This window comes from Iodidimonas nitroreducens (genome assembly GCA_000710935.1).
In the GTDB taxonomy this organism is placed as follows: Bacteria; Pseudomonadota; Alphaproteobacteria; order Sphingomonadales; family Rhodothalassiaceae; genus Iodidimonas; species Iodidimonas nitroreducens.
The window spans coordinates 1-15,178 of record BAYV01000008.1; the positions used below are offsets into that span (position 1 = coordinate 1).

Annotated in this window: 14 protein-coding genes; 4 read left to right on the plus strand and 10 right to left on the minus strand. The window is 57.9% G+C overall.

From position 1 onward, the window contains the following. The first annotated feature begins 69 nt into the window (after positions 1-69). From AQ1_RS14815 to AQ1_RS02740, 3 genes are all read left to right on the plus strand, one after another. Complete coding sequence (locus tag AQ1_RS14815; RefSeq protein WP_081837034.1) at positions 70-252, plus strand: DUF2490 domain-containing protein; 183 nt, start codon at positions 70-72, stop codon at positions 250-252. 212 nt (positions 253-464) lie between these two features. Further along, complete coding sequence (locus tag AQ1_RS02735) at positions 465-1,598, plus strand: Fic family protein (RefSeq protein ID WP_042083947.1); 1,134 nt, start codon at positions 465-467, stop codon at positions 1,596-1,598. A 171-nt stretch (positions 1,599-1,769) separates the two neighbouring features. Next, positions 1,770-2,501: a DUF2927 domain-containing protein gene (locus tag AQ1_RS02740; protein ID WP_042083950.1), complete on the plus strand. Its 732-nt coding sequence runs from the start codon at positions 1,770-1,772 to the stop codon at positions 2,499-2,501. Between the two features lie 11 nt (positions 2,502-2,512). On the opposite strand, the gene AQ1_RS02745 is transcribed toward AQ1_RS02740, so the two are convergent. Continuing rightward, a complete protein-coding gene (locus AQ1_RS02745) occupies positions 2,513-3,004 on the minus strand; it encodes a GNAT family N-acetyltransferase (protein ID WP_042083953.1) in 492 nt (163 codons plus the stop codon). Continuing rightward, positions 2,995-3,981: a zinc transporter ZntB gene (locus tag AQ1_RS02750; RefSeq protein WP_042083954.1), complete on the minus strand. Its 987-nt coding sequence runs from the start codon at positions 3,979-3,981 to the stop codon at positions 2,995-2,997. The genes AQ1_RS02745 and AQ1_RS02750 overlap by 10 nt, the downstream gene beginning before the upstream one ends. A gap of 83 nt (positions 3,982-4,064) precedes the next feature. Between AQ1_RS02750 and AQ1_RS02755 the strand changes: the two genes are divergently transcribed. Then, positions 4,065-4,826, plus strand: a complete 762-nt coding sequence (locus AQ1_RS02755) for a TerC family protein (RefSeq protein WP_042084157.1) — start codon at positions 4,065-4,067, stop codon at positions 4,824-4,826. On the opposite strand, the gene thiD is transcribed toward AQ1_RS02755, so the two are convergent. The 8 genes from thiD to tolB form a co-directional block, all read right to left on the minus strand. After that, complete coding sequence (gene thiD, locus AQ1_RS02760) at positions 4,811-5,602, minus strand: bifunctional hydroxymethylpyrimidine kinase/phosphomethylpyrimidine kinase (RefSeq protein WP_042083957.1); 792 nt, start codon at positions 5,600-5,602, stop codon at positions 4,811-4,813. The genes AQ1_RS02755 and thiD overlap by 16 nt on opposite strands. Position 5,603: 1 nt before the next feature. Continuing rightward, a complete protein-coding gene (gene glmM, locus AQ1_RS02765; protein ID WP_042083960.1) occupies positions 5,604-6,947 on the minus strand; it encodes a phosphoglucosamine mutase in 1,344 nt (447 codons plus the stop codon). After that, on the minus strand, positions 6,944-8,134 hold the full coding sequence (gene folP, locus AQ1_RS02770; protein ID WP_081837035.1) for a dihydropteroate synthase: 1,191 nt from the start codon (positions 8,132-8,134) through the stop codon (positions 6,944-6,946). Before folP ends, glmM begins: the two co-directional genes overlap by 4 nt. 153 nt (positions 8,135-8,287) lie before the next feature. Then, complete coding sequence (gene ftsH, locus AQ1_RS02775) at positions 8,288-10,207, minus strand: ATP-dependent zinc metalloprotease FtsH (protein ID WP_042084163.1); 1,920 nt, start codon at positions 10,205-10,207, stop codon at positions 8,288-8,290. 210 nt (positions 10,208-10,417) lie between these two features. Continuing rightward, positions 10,418-11,794, minus strand: coding sequence for a tRNA lysidine(34) synthetase TilS (gene tilS / locus AQ1_RS02780; protein ID WP_052370839.1), 1,377 nt, complete (start codon positions 11,792-11,794; stop codon positions 10,418-10,420). Between the two features lie 12 nt (positions 11,795-11,806). Next, positions 11,807-12,817: a tol-pal system protein YbgF gene (gene ybgF / locus AQ1_RS02785; RefSeq protein ID WP_081837036.1), complete on the minus strand. Its 1,011-nt coding sequence runs from the start codon at positions 12,815-12,817 to the stop codon at positions 11,807-11,809. Positions 12,818-13,074: 257 nt separating this feature from the next. After that, positions 13,075-13,641 carry a peptidoglycan-associated lipoprotein Pal gene (gene pal / locus AQ1_RS02790; protein WP_042083964.1) on the minus strand — a complete coding sequence of 189 codons (567 nt, stop codon included), beginning with the start codon at positions 13,639-13,641 and terminating at the stop codon, positions 13,075-13,077. Positions 13,642-13,827: 186 nt separating this feature from the next. After that, on the minus strand, positions 13,828-15,174 hold the full coding sequence (gene tolB / locus AQ1_RS02795) for a Tol-Pal system beta propeller repeat protein TolB (protein ID WP_042084170.1): 1,347 nt from the start codon (positions 15,172-15,174) through the stop codon (positions 13,828-13,830). Positions 15,175-15,178 lie beyond the last annotated feature (4 nt).

Sequence of the window (15,178 nt, forward strand, 5' to 3'; positions counted from 1 at the left end):
CTTCCTGGCCGCAATCAAACTCGCTTCAATCCGTATTTGGCTTAGATTTTATGAGTCTACGGCCTAGGACTGAACGCCACCGATTGGGGACAGCGTGACGGATTCGACCAAAACCGTCTGTTTGCGGGTGGTGCGTGGCATATCAAAAACAAGCTGCGTCTGGAAATGGGATATCTCAATAACCGCCTTGGGCAAGCGGGGGATGATCAAACCAATCACAATATCTCGCTGAGCCTGTTTTTGAACCTTTAGGGCATCATCCGATCGTCAGGCACCGGCTCTATGAGAAGGAAACGCCCCTTGATGAGAGGGCCCATGGACATTTCTGACGCCAAATCCATTTGATGCATATCGGCTAACAGCAACACGCCTTGGTGACAGAGTAACCATTAATTTTGTTGCCAAGCGATCTTGCCGCGACTAGCTTGGCAACAAATCCCGTTGATGACAGAATCGACGCAAATATGATCGCCAAATCCTATGATCTGACAGAAGCCGTCACCTACCATCTTGGCGCCTTCCCCCCATTGACCCTCGACTACGAGGTTCTGCTCGGGCCACTCGAGGAGGCGGCCACCTCCCTCGCGCGGTACGATGCCAAGATGTCGGGCATGGTGAATAGCGCTTTGTTCCTTGCACCCCTGCGCCGCCAGGATGCGGTCGCATCTTCGCGCATGGAAGGAACAATCTCGACCATCGAGGAACTCTATCGGCTCGAGGCCGAAGAGGATGCAGGCAGTACCGATCCCTATCGCGAAGCGCGCAACGACGATGTGGAGACCTTTCTCTATTCGCGCGCGCTTAGAAATGCCCAGCAGGCCCTCGCCGAAGGCGCACCGCTTGGCGAACACCTGATCCGGACAGCGCACCAGCAGTTGCTGTTCTTCGGTCGCGGTGCTCGCAAACGACCTGGAAGCTATAAGGTGGAGCAGAACTATATCGGGGACGAGCGCCGCGGGAAAATCCACTATGTGCCGATCGCGCCCGAGCAGCTTGGCCCTGCGATGGTTGAGCTTGTGCGCTACATCAATGAAAGCACGATGCGGCCGCTGATCCGGACGGCCATCGCGCATGTCGAATTCGAGGCCCTGCACCCCTTTGAAGACGGCAATGGGCGAATTGGTCGCATGCTGATCACCCTGATGCTTTGGAAGCTCGGCGTCCTGCATCAGCCGAACTTTTTCGTCTCTGGTTATTTCGAAGCCCATAAAGACATCTATATCGAGCGGATGCGCGCGGTCTCCGCCAGCGGCGACTGGACCGGCTGGGTCGCGTTCTTCTTGGAGGCGATGCACGCCCAGGCGACCGTCAACATTGAGACGGCAGACGCAATCTTCGGCCTTCATGGCGAGATGCGAGAGCGGTTCCGTGAAGTGCTGAATTCGCAGTTCCACGATCAGGCATTGGACTTTGTGTTCGCCAGTCCGATCTTCCGCAACGACCGGTTTGTGGATCGCTCCGGAATCCCGGAATCCTCGGCGCGCGCCCTGTCGCGGCGCCTTGTCGACGCGGGCCTGCTCCGCACGATCAGGGCAGCCTCGGGTCGTCGCGCCGCCATGTACGCCTTCGATCCGCTGCTTGATCTGCTAAAAATCTGAAGCGCAAGGGGTTCGCGCCTTCAGGTCTCATTAATGGGCCCAAGCACAGCTCAGCTCAGGGACAGAGAAATAGGGAACGAGGGCAAAGCAGGATCACAGCATTTCCGGTCAGCGGATGTTAATCTTGTATCGATATACTGATGTCCTTGGTCCCATAAACAAGGAAAAACAATGCCTTCCCGTTTTTTCCCGCTGATCATCTTATCTCTTGGGCTCGCTTTTTCCGCCTTACCGGCCAAGGCGGCGATGGATGGCGTTTCCCCATCGCAGCTTTTACGACAATTTGATGATGTGGTCTTTGGGGCTGAAAACGGATATGAAAATCCCACGGTAAAACGCTGGGGCCAATCACTCGATTTCGCAATTTTTGCGTCCGATGAAACCGATATGATCCCCCCTGTTGATCAGATCGAACAGATTTTGGGCGAAATCAGTACCATCACCGGGGTTGAGATCAAACGCAGCCCCGAACCCGCCAATGCCAATCTGCGACTGGGTTATTTCCCCCGCCGGGATTTTGCGGCCCTTCCCGCCCGGGATCGCGAGGATGAACGCTATCAGAATTTCATCAATAAAAGCGCCTGTCTTGGGGTTTTACAGGCCAGCGAACAGAAAGTGGAAGGCGGCGTGATCATGATCGGCACCGATATTTCCGCCCCCCTGCAAGGCCATTGCCTGATCGAAGAACTGGTGCAGATGATGGGCCTGCCCAATGATGCCTGCAATTATCAGCCATCGCTATTTTGCGAGGCCGATCATGTGAGCGAAATGACCGATGCCGATAAAATCCTGCTGTCTTTGCTTTATGATGCCCGCTTGCAGCATGGCATGAGCCGCCATGATGCAATGCCGCTGGTGGCCCATATGATCAATGAATTGATGCCCTTTGAGGACCCCCAATAAAGCCCATCGGATCACAGGATTTTTTCAAAATAGCGCACATCATCGAACGGATTGTGATTATAGGGCGCGCAGGGCTGATAGCCCAATTTTCGATAAAGCCTGTTGGCAGCATCCAGCCGGGCCAGCGTATCCAGCTTCATCAGCCGATAGCCCCGCGCCCGCGCCTCATCTTCCAGCGCCCGGCATAAAGCCGCCGATAACCCAAGACCGCGCCGGGATGGCCCGATGAACAGGCGTTTCATCTCGCACACCCCATCGCCCAAAGCGGGCAGGGCTTTCAGGGCCACGATCCCCACCGCCTGTGTTTCAAATTCGGCCAGCAGGATCGTGCCTTGGGGCTCGGCATAGGGGCCGGGGAGTGTTTCCAATTCGCGATCAATATCCTGAAACGACAGATCAAGATCAAGCTCCCGCAGATAAGCGGCGAAAAGCCTGCGCGCCATGGCCATATCGCTTGGCCCGAAGGCCCGCCTGATCTGCCAATCCAAAGCGTTCAGATCCATTTCAAAAACCGGAAAATCAAAAGCTCGACGATCACCAGCCCCGCCATGCCAAAAACGAAGAAGAAAAAGGCACCCGGGCTTTCAACGCCCGGCATCCCGCCGATATTAACCCCAAAAAGCCCGGTGAGAAAGCTGATCGGCAGAAAAATCCCGGTGATCACGGTGAGCATATAAACGATGCGGTTCATCCGATCCGATAATTGCGAATAAAGCTCATCCTGCAACACAAAAGCCCGCTCGCGGATCATATCCAGATCTTCCATATAGCGGGTCACCCGGTCCACCTGTTCATTCAATCGCACGCGATCATCTTCATCGAGCCAAGCCGGCCGCGCCGCGCCCAATTCCGCCAGGGCTTCGCGCTGAGAACCGATATAGCGGCGCAAGCCAATGGCCCGGCGGCGCAAGGCCCCCAGTTCCTTGCGCATGGGGCTGGCCGCCTGCTCCAGCATCCGCTCTTCCAGCACGCTCAGTTCATCCTGCAACTGCTCGAGCGTTGGCTCCATGCGTTCGGTGAGCCGGGCGGCAAGGCGGGCGATGAACTGCCCCACCGTTTTCGGACCCTGCCCCGCATCAAGGCTTTGGCGAATATCGGCAATGGCCGCGATTTTGTAAAGCCGTGCGGAAATGATCCGCTCCGGTGTGATCCACAGGCGAATGGCGACCATATTATCCGCTTCAGCATCGGGATCGAGATTGACGCCGCGCAGATTGAGCAAAACCCCATCATCGAACCGGGTGCAGCGCGGCCGCGTTTCTTCCGCCAGCAAGGCCCGGATGGCGGTTTCATCGAGGCCGCTTTTTTCATGAAGCCATATCTGCGCTGTGGGATGGGTGCGCTCCAGATGCACCCAGCGCAGGGCCTGCGGCGCATCCGGCAGCGGCTGATCGATCCCGGCCCAGCTCAAAGGACGAGCGCCGCCCGCCCCATCAAGATCATAGGCACAGATCAAACCGTCTTGCGCATCCGCCATCATTCCACCTTCCTAACAGCCACTATATCCCTTATAGGAATGTAGGTTGAATGGCAGAGTTTTCCTTTTGAAGAAAGATTTTCATGATTTTGGAATATCTCACATCGCCCGAAATCTGGGCCAGCTTTCTCACACTCTCTTTGCTGGAAATCGTTTTAGGCATCGATAATCTGGTCTTTTTATCGGTCGTTACGGAAAAGCTGCCGCCCGAACAGGCAAAAAAGGCCCGCCGGATCGGCCTTGCCGGGGCTTTGCTGATGCGCATTGCCCTTTTATTCATGCTGTCATGGATTATCGGGCTCACCGCGCCGCTTTTGACTATTGCCGATTTTACCCTGTCATGGCGCGATGTCATTCTGGGCGCGGGCGGCTTGTTCCTGCTGTATAAGGGAACGCGGGAAATCCATGCCGAGGTCGAGGGGCGCGATGACCATGGCGAGGCCAAAGTGGCTTTGGGTATGGCCGCCGCCATCACCCAGATCATGATTTTGGATGCCGTTTTTTCATTGGATAGCGTGATCACCGCCGTGGGTATGACCAGCGATCTGCCGGTGATGGTGGCGGCGGTTGTGTTTGCCATATTGGTGATGCTGTTTGCCGCCGAGCCGGTGGCCGCCTTCATCCACAAGCATCCCACCACCAAAATGCTGGCTTTAAGCTTTTTATTGCTGGTGGGGGTGGCCTTGGTTGCCGATGGCCTGCATTTCCATATTCCGCGCGGTTATCTTTATTTCGCGATCTTCTTCTCGCTCACGGTCGAGGTTTTCAATCTTGTCGCCAGCAATCGGCGCAAGAAACTGCGTGCCGTGGAGGCTGCCGCGTCTGGCGAAGATCAGTCCAGCCGATAGCTATGATTAAGCGGGCCATGCCCTGCCCCATAGCCCGGCGCCTTCAGGATGGCCCCCTGCACATAGCCATGGGCGCGGCTGATGGCATCGTCTAAAGCCATCCCTTGGGCAAGGCCCGTGGCAATGGCCGATGCCAGGGTGCAGCCGGTGCCATGGGTGTGGCGGCTTTTAATCCTTTTGGCCTTGTAAAAGCGGGCTTTATCCCCATCCACCAACAGATCGACCAGCTCATCACCGGGCAGATGGCCGCCTTTTGCCAGCACCGCGCAGCCCGCCTGCCGGGCAAAGCTCCGGGCGGCGGCTTCCATATGGTCTGCGTTTTCAATTTCTTGCCCCGTCAGCGCCGCCAATTCCGGCGCATTGGGGGTGATCAGATGGGCTATGGGCACCATAGCCCCGATCAGGGCATCAAGAGCCGCCGGGGGCAAAAGCGCCGCCCCGCCTTTGGCGATCATCACCGGATCGAGCACGATGGGGATGCCCGGCGCTTTATGCTTTAAGCAATCGGCCACGGCATGGATGGTTTGTTCATCCCCCAGCATCCCGATTTTGATGCAATCGGCCCCGATATCATCCAAAACAGCACAAATCTGCTGGGGTATGATCGCAAGGGGCACCGGATGAATGGCGCTGACGCCCAGGGTATTTTGCACGGTGATGGCGGTGATCGCGGTGGCCGCATAGCCCCCCAGCATAGTGATCGTTTTGATATCCGCCTGAATCCCGGCCCCGCCGCCACTATCCGATCCGGCAATCACCAGAACCCGGCCCCGCATATCAAACCGCGCTTTCCACCGAATGGCAGATATCATCCACCACGCGATGCACCAAAACCGGATCATCGCCTTCGGCCATCACCCGCACCAAAGGTTCGGTGCCCGATTTTCGGATCACCAGCCGCCCGGCATTGCCCAGCCGCAGCCGCCCCTGATCGATGGCGGCCCGGATATCTTCATGATCCAAAGGATGGGGCACTTGAAAGCGCACGCTTTTGAGGCATTGGGGCACGGTTTCAAAGCAGGTCGTGGCTTCGCTGGCTTTTCGCCCCGTTGAAACCAGATTGGATAAAATCTGCAATCCGGCAATCAGGCCATCCCCGGTGGTGGTATAATCCGACATCACGATATGGCCCGATTGTTCACCCCCCAGATTAAAGCCATGGCGGCGCATATGGGCCACCACATAGCGATCCCCCACATCGGTGCGCGCAAGGCTCAGCCCCTTTTCAGCCAGATAGCGTTCCAGCCCCAGATTCGACATGCTGGTGGCCACCAATCCGCCCCCCTTGAGCAGATTGCGTTCCTGCCAGCTTGTGGCGATCAGAGCCATCAACTGATCACCATCCACGATCCGGCCCGTTTCATCGGCCAGAATCAGCCGATCCGCATCACCATCAAGGGCAATGCCCAGATCAGCCCCTTCCTCGACCACCGATTTTGCCATGCGTTCGGGGGCAGTGGAACCACAGCTATCATTGATGTTGAAGCCATTGGGCTTCACCCCGATGGGGATCACCTCGGCCCCCAATTCCCATAAAACCGTGGGGGCTACCTTATAGGCCGCCCCATGGGCGCAATCGATCACCACCTTCATCCCATCCAGGGTAAGGCCCGCAGGCAGGGTTGCTTTGGCAAATTCGATATAGCGCCCTTCCGCATCGGCCAAACGGCTGGCCCGGCCCAGCTTTTCCGGGGCCACCAATCCTTCATCCAGCCCATTGGCCATCAGGCGTTCGATATCCTGTTCCATGTGATCAGACAGCTTGAACCCATCGGGTCCAAACAGCTTGATCCCATTATCCTGATGCGGATTATGCGATGCCGAAATCATCACCCCCAGATCGGCCCGCAGGGATCGGGTGAGCATGGCCACCGCAGGCGTGGGCATGGGCCCCACCAAAATCACATCCATGCCGGTGGCAACGAAGCCCGCTGTCAAGGCAGGCTCGAACATATAGCCCGAAAGCCGGGTATCCTTGCCAATCACCACCCGATGCCGATGATCCCCACGGCGAAAGATGCGCCCGGCCGCGATCCCCACCCGCATGGCGATATCTGCGGTCATCGGCACGATATTGACCGTGCCCCTGATCCCATCCGTTCCGAAATATGTTCTGCTCATCGCGTGCCTGTTCCGTTTCCTTGAAAGCTATCACTTTCCCGACCCTGTTGATCCTTTATCCCGGATTGCATCGCAAGCCCAAGCAAGGCGCTATCGGAAAGCCCTTGATAGACCCGCAGGGCTTGTGCGGTTTCACCCACATCATGCACCCGCAGGATATGAACACCCCGGCTCCAGCCCATAAGCCCTGCCGCAAGGGAGCCGGGCAGGCGCTGATCCGCCGGTTCTTCGCGCGATAGAGCCCCGATGAACCGTTTTCTTGAAACGCCGAGCAAAAGCGGCACCCCCAAAGCATGAAAAGCCGCCAATCCATTGATCAGATCAAGATTATGCCGCAGTGATTTGCCAAAGCCGATCCCGGGATCGATCAGCAACCGACCGGCATTGATCCCATGATCGATACACAGCCTGATGCGCGCATCCAGCCAGCGATAGACATCAAACAGCACATCGCCATAGCGGGGATCATCCTGCATCGTTGCGGGTTCGCCCAAAGCGTGCATCAAGATCACCGGCACATCGGCTTCCCGCACCAGATCAAGGCTTTGATCATCATAACTCAGGGCCGAAACATCATTGATGATCTGCGCCCCTGCCTGCAAAGCCGCCGCCATCACTTCGGCGCGCCGCGTATCCACGGAAATGACCGCGCCGCTGCCTGCCAGCCCCTCGATCACCGGGATGATCCGCCTGCGCTCTTCTTCGGGCCACACCGGTTTTGCCCCGGGGCGGGTGCTTTCCCCCCCGATATCAACAAGATCGGCCCCCGCTGCCATCAGGGCATGGGCCTGCGCGATGGCCTGATCCACATGATAGAATTTCCCCCCATCCGAAAAGCTGTCGGGGGTGACATTGACAATTCCCATGATCAAGGGGCGATGAAAAGCCAAAGGAAAGGACCGCCCCGCCAAAGGCATGGGGGGCCGGGCCGTTGTCAGCAAATCCAGCCGATGATCAAAGGATGCACGCTGAGGCCCATCGAGCCCTTCACGATAAGCGCCAAGTTCGGCTGCTGATACCACCATGGATGGGGCTGCATGGGCGGAAAAGAGGGTGATGGAAAGATGGGTGAAGCGCAAAGGCCCCCCCGCCAAAGCCAGAGACGGCGACCCCGCATCGAGGGCCGGAGCAAGGGGGTTCAACAAAAAATCAGGCCTGACCTGCTTTGGGTCTTCACGCCCCGTCATAGTGTATTCCCATCGCCCGCGCTTTTATCATGCCACGCCTTTTGAGACCCCCGCATGAACAGGCGTGGCCCCGGCCACTTGATAAGATCAAGGGGTGCGGCGCTTTGCGAACCTCACCCCCTGAAAACTTCAGCACAGCCTGTTGCGCCAGAATCACCCCTGTGGCTGGGGTTCCGCCCCCGGCCCAAAGCCCGGACGCCCGGCCTTTGGCACGGTGCCCCCGCCCGCCGGAGCGGTGGGTGCTGGCGGTTCTTCATCCATCGAAGGCCGATCAATGGATTCGCCCCGCAAAAGCGCCTTGATTTCATCGCCGGAAAGGGTTTCATATTCCAGCAAGGCATTGGCAACCTTATGCAAATCATCCAGATGATCGGTCAGGATACTGCGCGCCCGTTCATGGGCTTCTTCAACAAAGCGCCGCACTTCCTTATCGATTTCCTGCGCCGTGGATTCAGAAATATTCTGCTGCCGGGCTACGGAATGGCCAAGGAACACTTCTTCTTCATTTTCAGAATATAAAAGCGGCCCCAGCTTTTCGGAAAAGCCGTATTTGGTGACCATCGCCCGGGCCAACCGGGTGGCCATCTGAATATCCCCCGATGCCCCCGAGGTGACCGCATCATGGCCAAAGATCAATTCTTCAGCGACCCGCCCGCCCATGGCAATGGCAAGATTTTCATGCATTTTCTGGCGTGATTGGCTGTATTCATCGCGTTCGGGCAGGCGCATCACCATGCCCAAAGCCCGCCCGCGCGGAATGATCGTGGCTTTGTGCACGGGATCGGATACCGGGCAGTGCAAAGCCACCAAAGCATGGCCCCCTTCATGATAGGCGGTCAGCTTCTTTTCATCATCGGTCATCACCATGGAGCGCCGCTCGGCCCCCATCATCACTTTGTCTTTGGCTTCTTCCAGTTCCTGCATGGAAACCAGCCGCTTGCCTTTGCGGGCAGCCAAAAGGGCGGCTTCATTCACCAGATTGGCCAGATCCGCCCCTGAAAAACCGGGCGTGCCCCGGGCGATGATCCGCGCCTTCACATCCGGTGCCATTGGCACTTTTTTCAGATGCACCGACAGGATTTTTTCCCGGCCAATCACATCGGGATTGGGCACCACCACCTGCCGATCAAAGCGACCGGGGCGGAGCAAGGCCGGATCAAGCACATCGGGGCGATTGGTGGCGGCGACCAGAATGATGCCTTCATTGGCTTCAAAGCCATCCATTTCCACCAGAAGCTGATTGAGGGTTTGCTCGCGTTCGTCATTGCCGCCCCCAAGGCCGGCCCCGCGATGCCGCCCCACCGCATCGATTTCATCGATGAAGATGATGCACGGGGCATTTTTCTTTGCCTGTTCAAACATATCGCGCACGCGGCTGGCGCCCACGCCCACGAACATTTCCACAAAATCAGAGCCGGAAATGGTGAAGAAGGGGACATTGGCCTCGCCAGCGATGGCGCGGGCAAGCAGGGTTTTCCCGGTTCCCGGTGGGCCGACCAGAAGCGCCCCTTTGGGGATGCGTCCGCCCAGACGCTGAAATTTCTGGGGATCGCGCAAAAATTCGACGATTTCTTCCAGTTCTTCTTTGGCTTCATCGATGCCCGCCACATCATCAAAAGTGACACGGCCGGTTTTCTCGGTGAGCAGGCGCGCCCGGGATTTCCCGAAGCCCATAGCCCCGCCACGGCCCCCCGATTGCATCTGGCGCATGAAAAAGATCCACACGGCGATCAGCAAAAGCATCGGGAACCACGCCAGCAAGGTGCCTAGAACGGCGTTTGTTTCTTCTTCCTTGGCGGTGAAGCGCACCCCATTTTGCTTCAATGTGGGGATCAGCGAGGCATCTTCGGGCATATAGCTGGTAAATTGCCCGCCATCCCGCGATTGACCGCTGATATTATTGCCCTGAATGGTAACAGATTGCACCTGCCCCTGTTCCACCCGTGACAGGAAATCGGAATAAGCCAATTGCGGCGCGCCGGTTCCTGTTGGGCCCTGAAACAAATTGAAAACCGCCACCAGCACAATGATGATCACGAGCCACAAAAGCGCATTGCGGGCAAAATTGCTCACGCCAGTTCCTTCCTTGTCGCGGCGGCCCATGCCAGACTATGGCCATCAGCTTTGACACGCCGCCTGATTTAAACAGCCTATATAAACATTCTTTGACGCCAGATTCCAACAGATAAGCGCTTCCGGGCCATCTGCAAGGGTGCACAAGGCCCCAAGGCATGCTGATCCCCACCAATTGAGCACGGCTTTGTGGCCACAGAGAGGCCCCGTTTAAAGTGAAAGCACCCGGAAAGGTCGTGATAAGCGCGCCTCAAACCCCCCTTGCGCGCCCCCCCCTTGCGCATCCGGGAAATCAAGAAAAGGCGCCGCCACCAACCGATCTTCGCGCCACAGCCCCGGCAGACCAAGGCGCACCGGATGGGGCAGGCGATCCCCCCCTTCATCCATCACAAAAGGCCTGATCTGCTGCCAACCCCGCGCGCCGATGGCCATCACCCGACCCCGGGCCGCATTTTGCGCCAAAACCACCTGAAACCGACCATCCCATAAAGCCTGCTCGCCCGGCTGCAAATCAAGAGCCGGGGCACAGGCCGCAGGCTCGCGACAGATCAGCACATCACCCGCAGTTTCAGGCGATCCCCCTTTGATGGGCGCCAAAAGGCAGCCCGCAAGGGTTTGGCCCGCAAATTTGCCCGCCCTGATCTGCGCCCACAGGCTTTCAAGAGGCCGCAAGCGTGGGGGATGGCCCAATCCCCCCACATGAACCAGCAGATCAGATAACAGCCGCAGAATAATCTCGTCCGGAGCCTCATCAAGCCGCTTTGTTGCCAGAATCACATAGCCCGCCGCCGCAGGCTTCACGCAGGTTTGGGCGAGCCGCGCCGTGTAAAAAGCCAGTGCCGCATCGGCCCGGCGCAGATGAAGCGCCGTATCGGCCAACCGGGCGGCGTTCAACCCCGGCAACGGATGGCTGGCCAGCAAAGATCGCGCCGCCGTGCGATCAAAAGCCGGATTATGATTGCTCAGATCCTCGATCCACGCCAACCCGCGATCAACACAGGTGGCAACCAATCGGGCTTTGGGGATCGCCAACAAAGGACGATAGCGCAAAGGGCTATTTGCCTGAGTGACATCTTCATGCGGGGGGCTGAGGGGCGGGGCCACCGGAGCCATCGCCGCCAATCCCCGCACCCCCGAGCCCCGCGCCAGCCGCAGCAGAAATGTTTCTGCCTGATCATCTTGATGATGGGCCAGAAAAAGCGCCCCGATGCCCAACCGGCGGCAGTGTTCCTCCAAAAGCCGATAGCGCGCATCCCGGGCGGTTGCCTGCACAGCACGGGTGGGCTTTTCGCAACGCCATGGCAAAATATCATGGGGAATGCCAAGCGCCGCCATCTGTTCGGCCACCGCTTCAAGCTCGGCTGCAGAATCGTACCGCAAGCCATGATCCACGCTCATGGCCCGCACCGGGATCGCGCGCGCCGCCCCCCAGCGCGCCAACAGGGCCAGCAGGGCCATGCTATCCGCCCCGCCCGAAAGCCCCACAGCCACACCCTGCCGCAGGGGCTGGGCTAAGGCGGGATCAGCCTCGAAATCCGCCATCAGGCCCGCAAATTCGGCATCGAGAAGAGGCGGATCAAGGGCCATCACATCCCCCGATCAGGAACAGGATAAACGGCTACGCTCGCTGGCCATCAGATTTTTGATCCGCTTTTCCGCATCGGGATAGCGCTGATCCAGTTCATCAAAAGCCGCGCAGGCATCCGCTGTCTGACCCAGGGCTGCCAAGGTCATCCCCAGCTTCAAAAGGCTATCGGGGGCTTTGGAACTGGTGCCATAATCCTGATAGCCGGTGAGAAAAGCCTGAGCCGCGCGGCCATAATCCCCGCGCACATAATAGCTTTCACCCAGCCAATATTGGGCATTGCCTGCCAGCGCATGATCGCGATGCGCCCCAAGAAAGCCCTGAAACGCCTTTTCCGCTGGCTCGAACTGACCCCGCCGCAACAGATCATAAGCCGCATCATAGCGCGCCTGAGGAGATTGAGATGGAGGTGATTGGGTATTCTGGGCCTGCAAATCCGCCGCCGTTCCTGCCGGTTGATTCAAAAGCGCCTGTGCATCTTCCGGGGTGGGGGTTGCGATCAAACCCCTTGGCCCATTCGCCGATGCTGCCGAGCCCATTGCCGCCCCGGCATTGGCGGGCGAGCCCGCACCCGTCGTTCCTTCCAGCATCTGAAGCCGCAGGGCGGTATCTTTTTCAAAGCGATCAAGCCGGTCGGTGAGGCGACGGTTTTCAAATTGCAAGGCCTCGATCTGTCCGGTTAAGGCCAATAATTGCCGCTCCAGTTCATTGATCTGTACCGACATCGACGCCAATAAAGGCGATCCCTGCGCGCCGCCAGCAGGCGACCCACTATCCAACGACTCGGTTGCCACCGCTGCCGGGGCGTTTTCATTCTGCGGGAAATAGGTGCCATCGCCATTGAAAACCCGGCGCTGCACCGCCTGAAGCTGCTTTTCAAGATTTTCGATTTTCTGATTGATCTCGGCCCGCGATTGCGCCTGCGCGGCCCCAGGAACGATCAAAGGGGTTACCAAAGGAACCATCAACAGCATCAACAACCCCATGGCCAAGGGGGTCATCGACCGGTCATTGAAAACGTTCATAACCAGCTTCCTAACAAAGGCCTGAGGCACAATCAAAACTCCGATATTCAGTACAGGCGAAGCAAAAAACAGCGCCCAAAAACCGCATCATGAAAAACGATAAAAGCGCCCCGCACCCCACAGCCAAACCATATTTGTTTGGCAAAAGCGAGGCACAGGGCGCTTCCTTCATGATCAGGCCAGCAAGATCGACAGCACATCGGCATTCATCCAGGGATCAATCCCTGCCATGCGCACAATGCCGATGACGCAAAAGATCAGGCGCCAGAGCGTCCGACTGTCAGCACAGCGCGCCGATTTTGCCGCCATACATTTTCGCCGCTACCCAAAACAGCCGGGCGTTCCTTGCCATAGCTGATGGTATCCAAACGATCAGGCGCGATCCCTAAGGCAACGAGATAATTTTTAGCCGCTGCCGCCCGGCGTTCACCAAGGGCAAGGTTATATTCCCGGGTGCCGCGCTCATCGGCGTGGCCTTCGACCGTGGCTTTAACCGAACGGTGCTTTTGCAGCCATTCCGCCTGACGCTGCAGCGTTTGGCGGGCGGTGGGGCTCAGTTCCGAGCTATCGAAAGCAAAAAAGACCCGGTCGCCCGCATAATTTTCCAAAGAAGATTGCGTGGCATCACCAAAGGGATCAGTGATCTGCTCTTCTTCCACCACGGGGGCGGGAACCGCCTGCGGCTGGGTAGCTTGCTCTGCCGCATCAGCAGCGGCTCTTGCCGTTGCTTCATCATCGGCCGGATTGGTGCTGGCACATGCAGCAAGAAAAAGCGCGGCCGAGGCAACCGTCAGCGCCTGCAGACCAAAAGTTTTGGCGATCATTTTACGTGGTCTCCGTCATATCTAAGCTGAGGCCCGAGCTACTAAAGATCACTATGGCACGGGGCAGCCCACCAACCCGCGCATAACAGAACGGCGATCTCATACTGAACCGTTATATCCCCCGCAAGAGCGACATTCAAGGGGCCTAATCGCTCAAAAATAAAAGCAATTTTTCCCAGTTTGCGCTTATTTGTCGAGAATGGGCGACCAGGCGGGGTCGGATGCCTCCAAAGGCGTGGGAACCTGGCGTTCATTATAGCCGGTCAAATCCACCGACCATAAGGTGGTTTCACCGGATTCCTGTGATAATCTGAAAAACATCAGAACCCGGCCATTGGGCGACCATGTGGGCCCTTCATCCTGATAGCTGTTGGTGAGCACCCGCTCGCCACTGCCATCCGGGCGCATCACCCCGATGCGGAATTTCGAATCACCGATTTTGGTGAAAGCGATCAGATCGCCGCGCGGCGACCAGACCGGCGTGGCATAGCGGCCATTGCCGAATGAAATCCGCTCGACCTGCGACCCATCGCTGCGCATCACATAAATCTGCTGGCTGCCGCCCCGGCTGGAATTAAAGACGATATGGCTTCCATCGGGGGAATAGGATGGCGAGGTATCGATCCCGGGATGGGTGGTCAGCCGCCGCACGCCCCGCGTGCGCAGATCCATTTCATAAATATCGGAATTGCCATTTTCCGCCAGCGACAGGATCACCCGATTGCCATCAGGAGAAAAGCGGGGCGCAAAGGTCATATTCGGGAAATCGCCCAGCACCTCATGCTTGCCGGTATCAAGATTATAAAGATACACCCTTGGCTGATTATTATAATAGGCAAGATAGGTGATTTCCTGCCGATTGGGGGAAAAGCGCGGGGTGAGTACCAGATCATCCCCATTGGTCAGGAACATATGATTATGGCCATCCTGATCCATGATCGCCAAACGCTTGCGGCGATTAAGCTTGTTCCCGCTTTCGGCGATATAAACCACCCGGCTATCGAAATAACCGGCCTCGCCGGTCAGCCGTTCATAGATGGCATCGGCGATCTTGTGAGCGATTCGCCGCCAATCGCCGGGCTGGGCGGTATAGCGCAGGCCCGTGAGCTGGGCTTCGGCCAACACATCCCACAGCCGAAATTCCGCCACCAAAAGCCCATCGCTGCGCTGATCCACCTGCCCGGTGACCAAAGCCTGGCTGGCAATCGCCCGCCAATTGGCAAAGCGTGGCCGCACATCGGCCGATTGCGGCTCTGAAATGAAAGCCGCCGGATCAAGGGGACGAAACAATCCCGACCGGCGCAGATCGGCGGCGATCACCGCCGCCACATTGGCACCGATCTCCTGCATCGAACCGGCCGGGGTGGCAAGCGCCCGCCGGGGAATGAAATCAGGCACGGCAATGGGCAAAGGATCAACCGTTCCGCGATTGACATCCACCTTCAGGTTCGCCAGCGCCGGGCCGATCAAACCCAAAAAGACGACAAGGCCCAAAAGCCCCCTGAACATCGCCACAAGCCCGTGCTTCATCATCAAC

What these genes read in the sequence shown, in the direction of transcription:
- AQ1_RS02735 (WP_042083947.1), top strand. Translation starts at nt 465, where the DNA reads ATGATCGCCAAATCCTATGATCTGACAGAAGCCGTCACCTACCATCTT.
- AQ1_RS02740 (WP_042083950.1), top strand. Translation starts at nt 1,770, where the DNA reads ATGCCTTCCCGTTTTTTCCCGCTGATCATCTTATCTCTTGGGCTCGCT.
- AQ1_RS02745 (WP_042083953.1), bottom strand. Translation starts at nt 3,004, where the DNA reads ATGGATCTGAACGCTTTGGATTGGCAGATCAGGCGGGCCTTCGGGCCA.
- AQ1_RS02750 (WP_042083954.1), bottom strand. Translation starts at nt 3,981, where the DNA reads ATGATGGCGGATGCGCAAGACGGTTTGATCTGTGCCTATGATCTTGAT.
- thiD (WP_042083957.1), bottom strand. Translation starts at nt 5,602, where the DNA reads ATGCGGGGCCGGGTTCTGGTGATTGCCGGATCGGATAGTGGCGGCGGG.
- glmM (WP_042083960.1), bottom strand. Translation starts at nt 6,947, where the DNA reads ATGAGCAGAACATATTTCGGAACGGATGGGATCAGGGGCACGGTCAAT.
- folP (WP_081837035.1), bottom strand. Translation starts at nt 8,134, where the DNA reads ATGACGGGGCGTGAAGACCCAAAGCAGGTCAGGCCTGATTTTTTGTTG.
- tilS (WP_052370839.1), bottom strand. Translation starts at nt 11,794, where the DNA reads ATGGCCCTTGATCCGCCTCTTCTCGATGCCGAATTTGCGGGCCTGATG.
- ybgF (WP_081837036.1), bottom strand. Translation starts at nt 12,817, where the DNA reads ATGAACGTTTTCAATGACCGGTCGATGACCCCCTTGGCCATGGGGTTG.
- pal (WP_042083964.1), bottom strand. Translation starts at nt 13,641, where the DNA reads ATGATCGCCAAAACTTTTGGTCTGCAGGCGCTGACGGTTGCCTCGGCC.
- tolB (WP_042084170.1), bottom strand. Translation starts at nt 15,174, where the DNA reads ATGATGAAGCACGGGCTTGTGGCGATGTTCAGGGGGCTTTTGGGCCTT.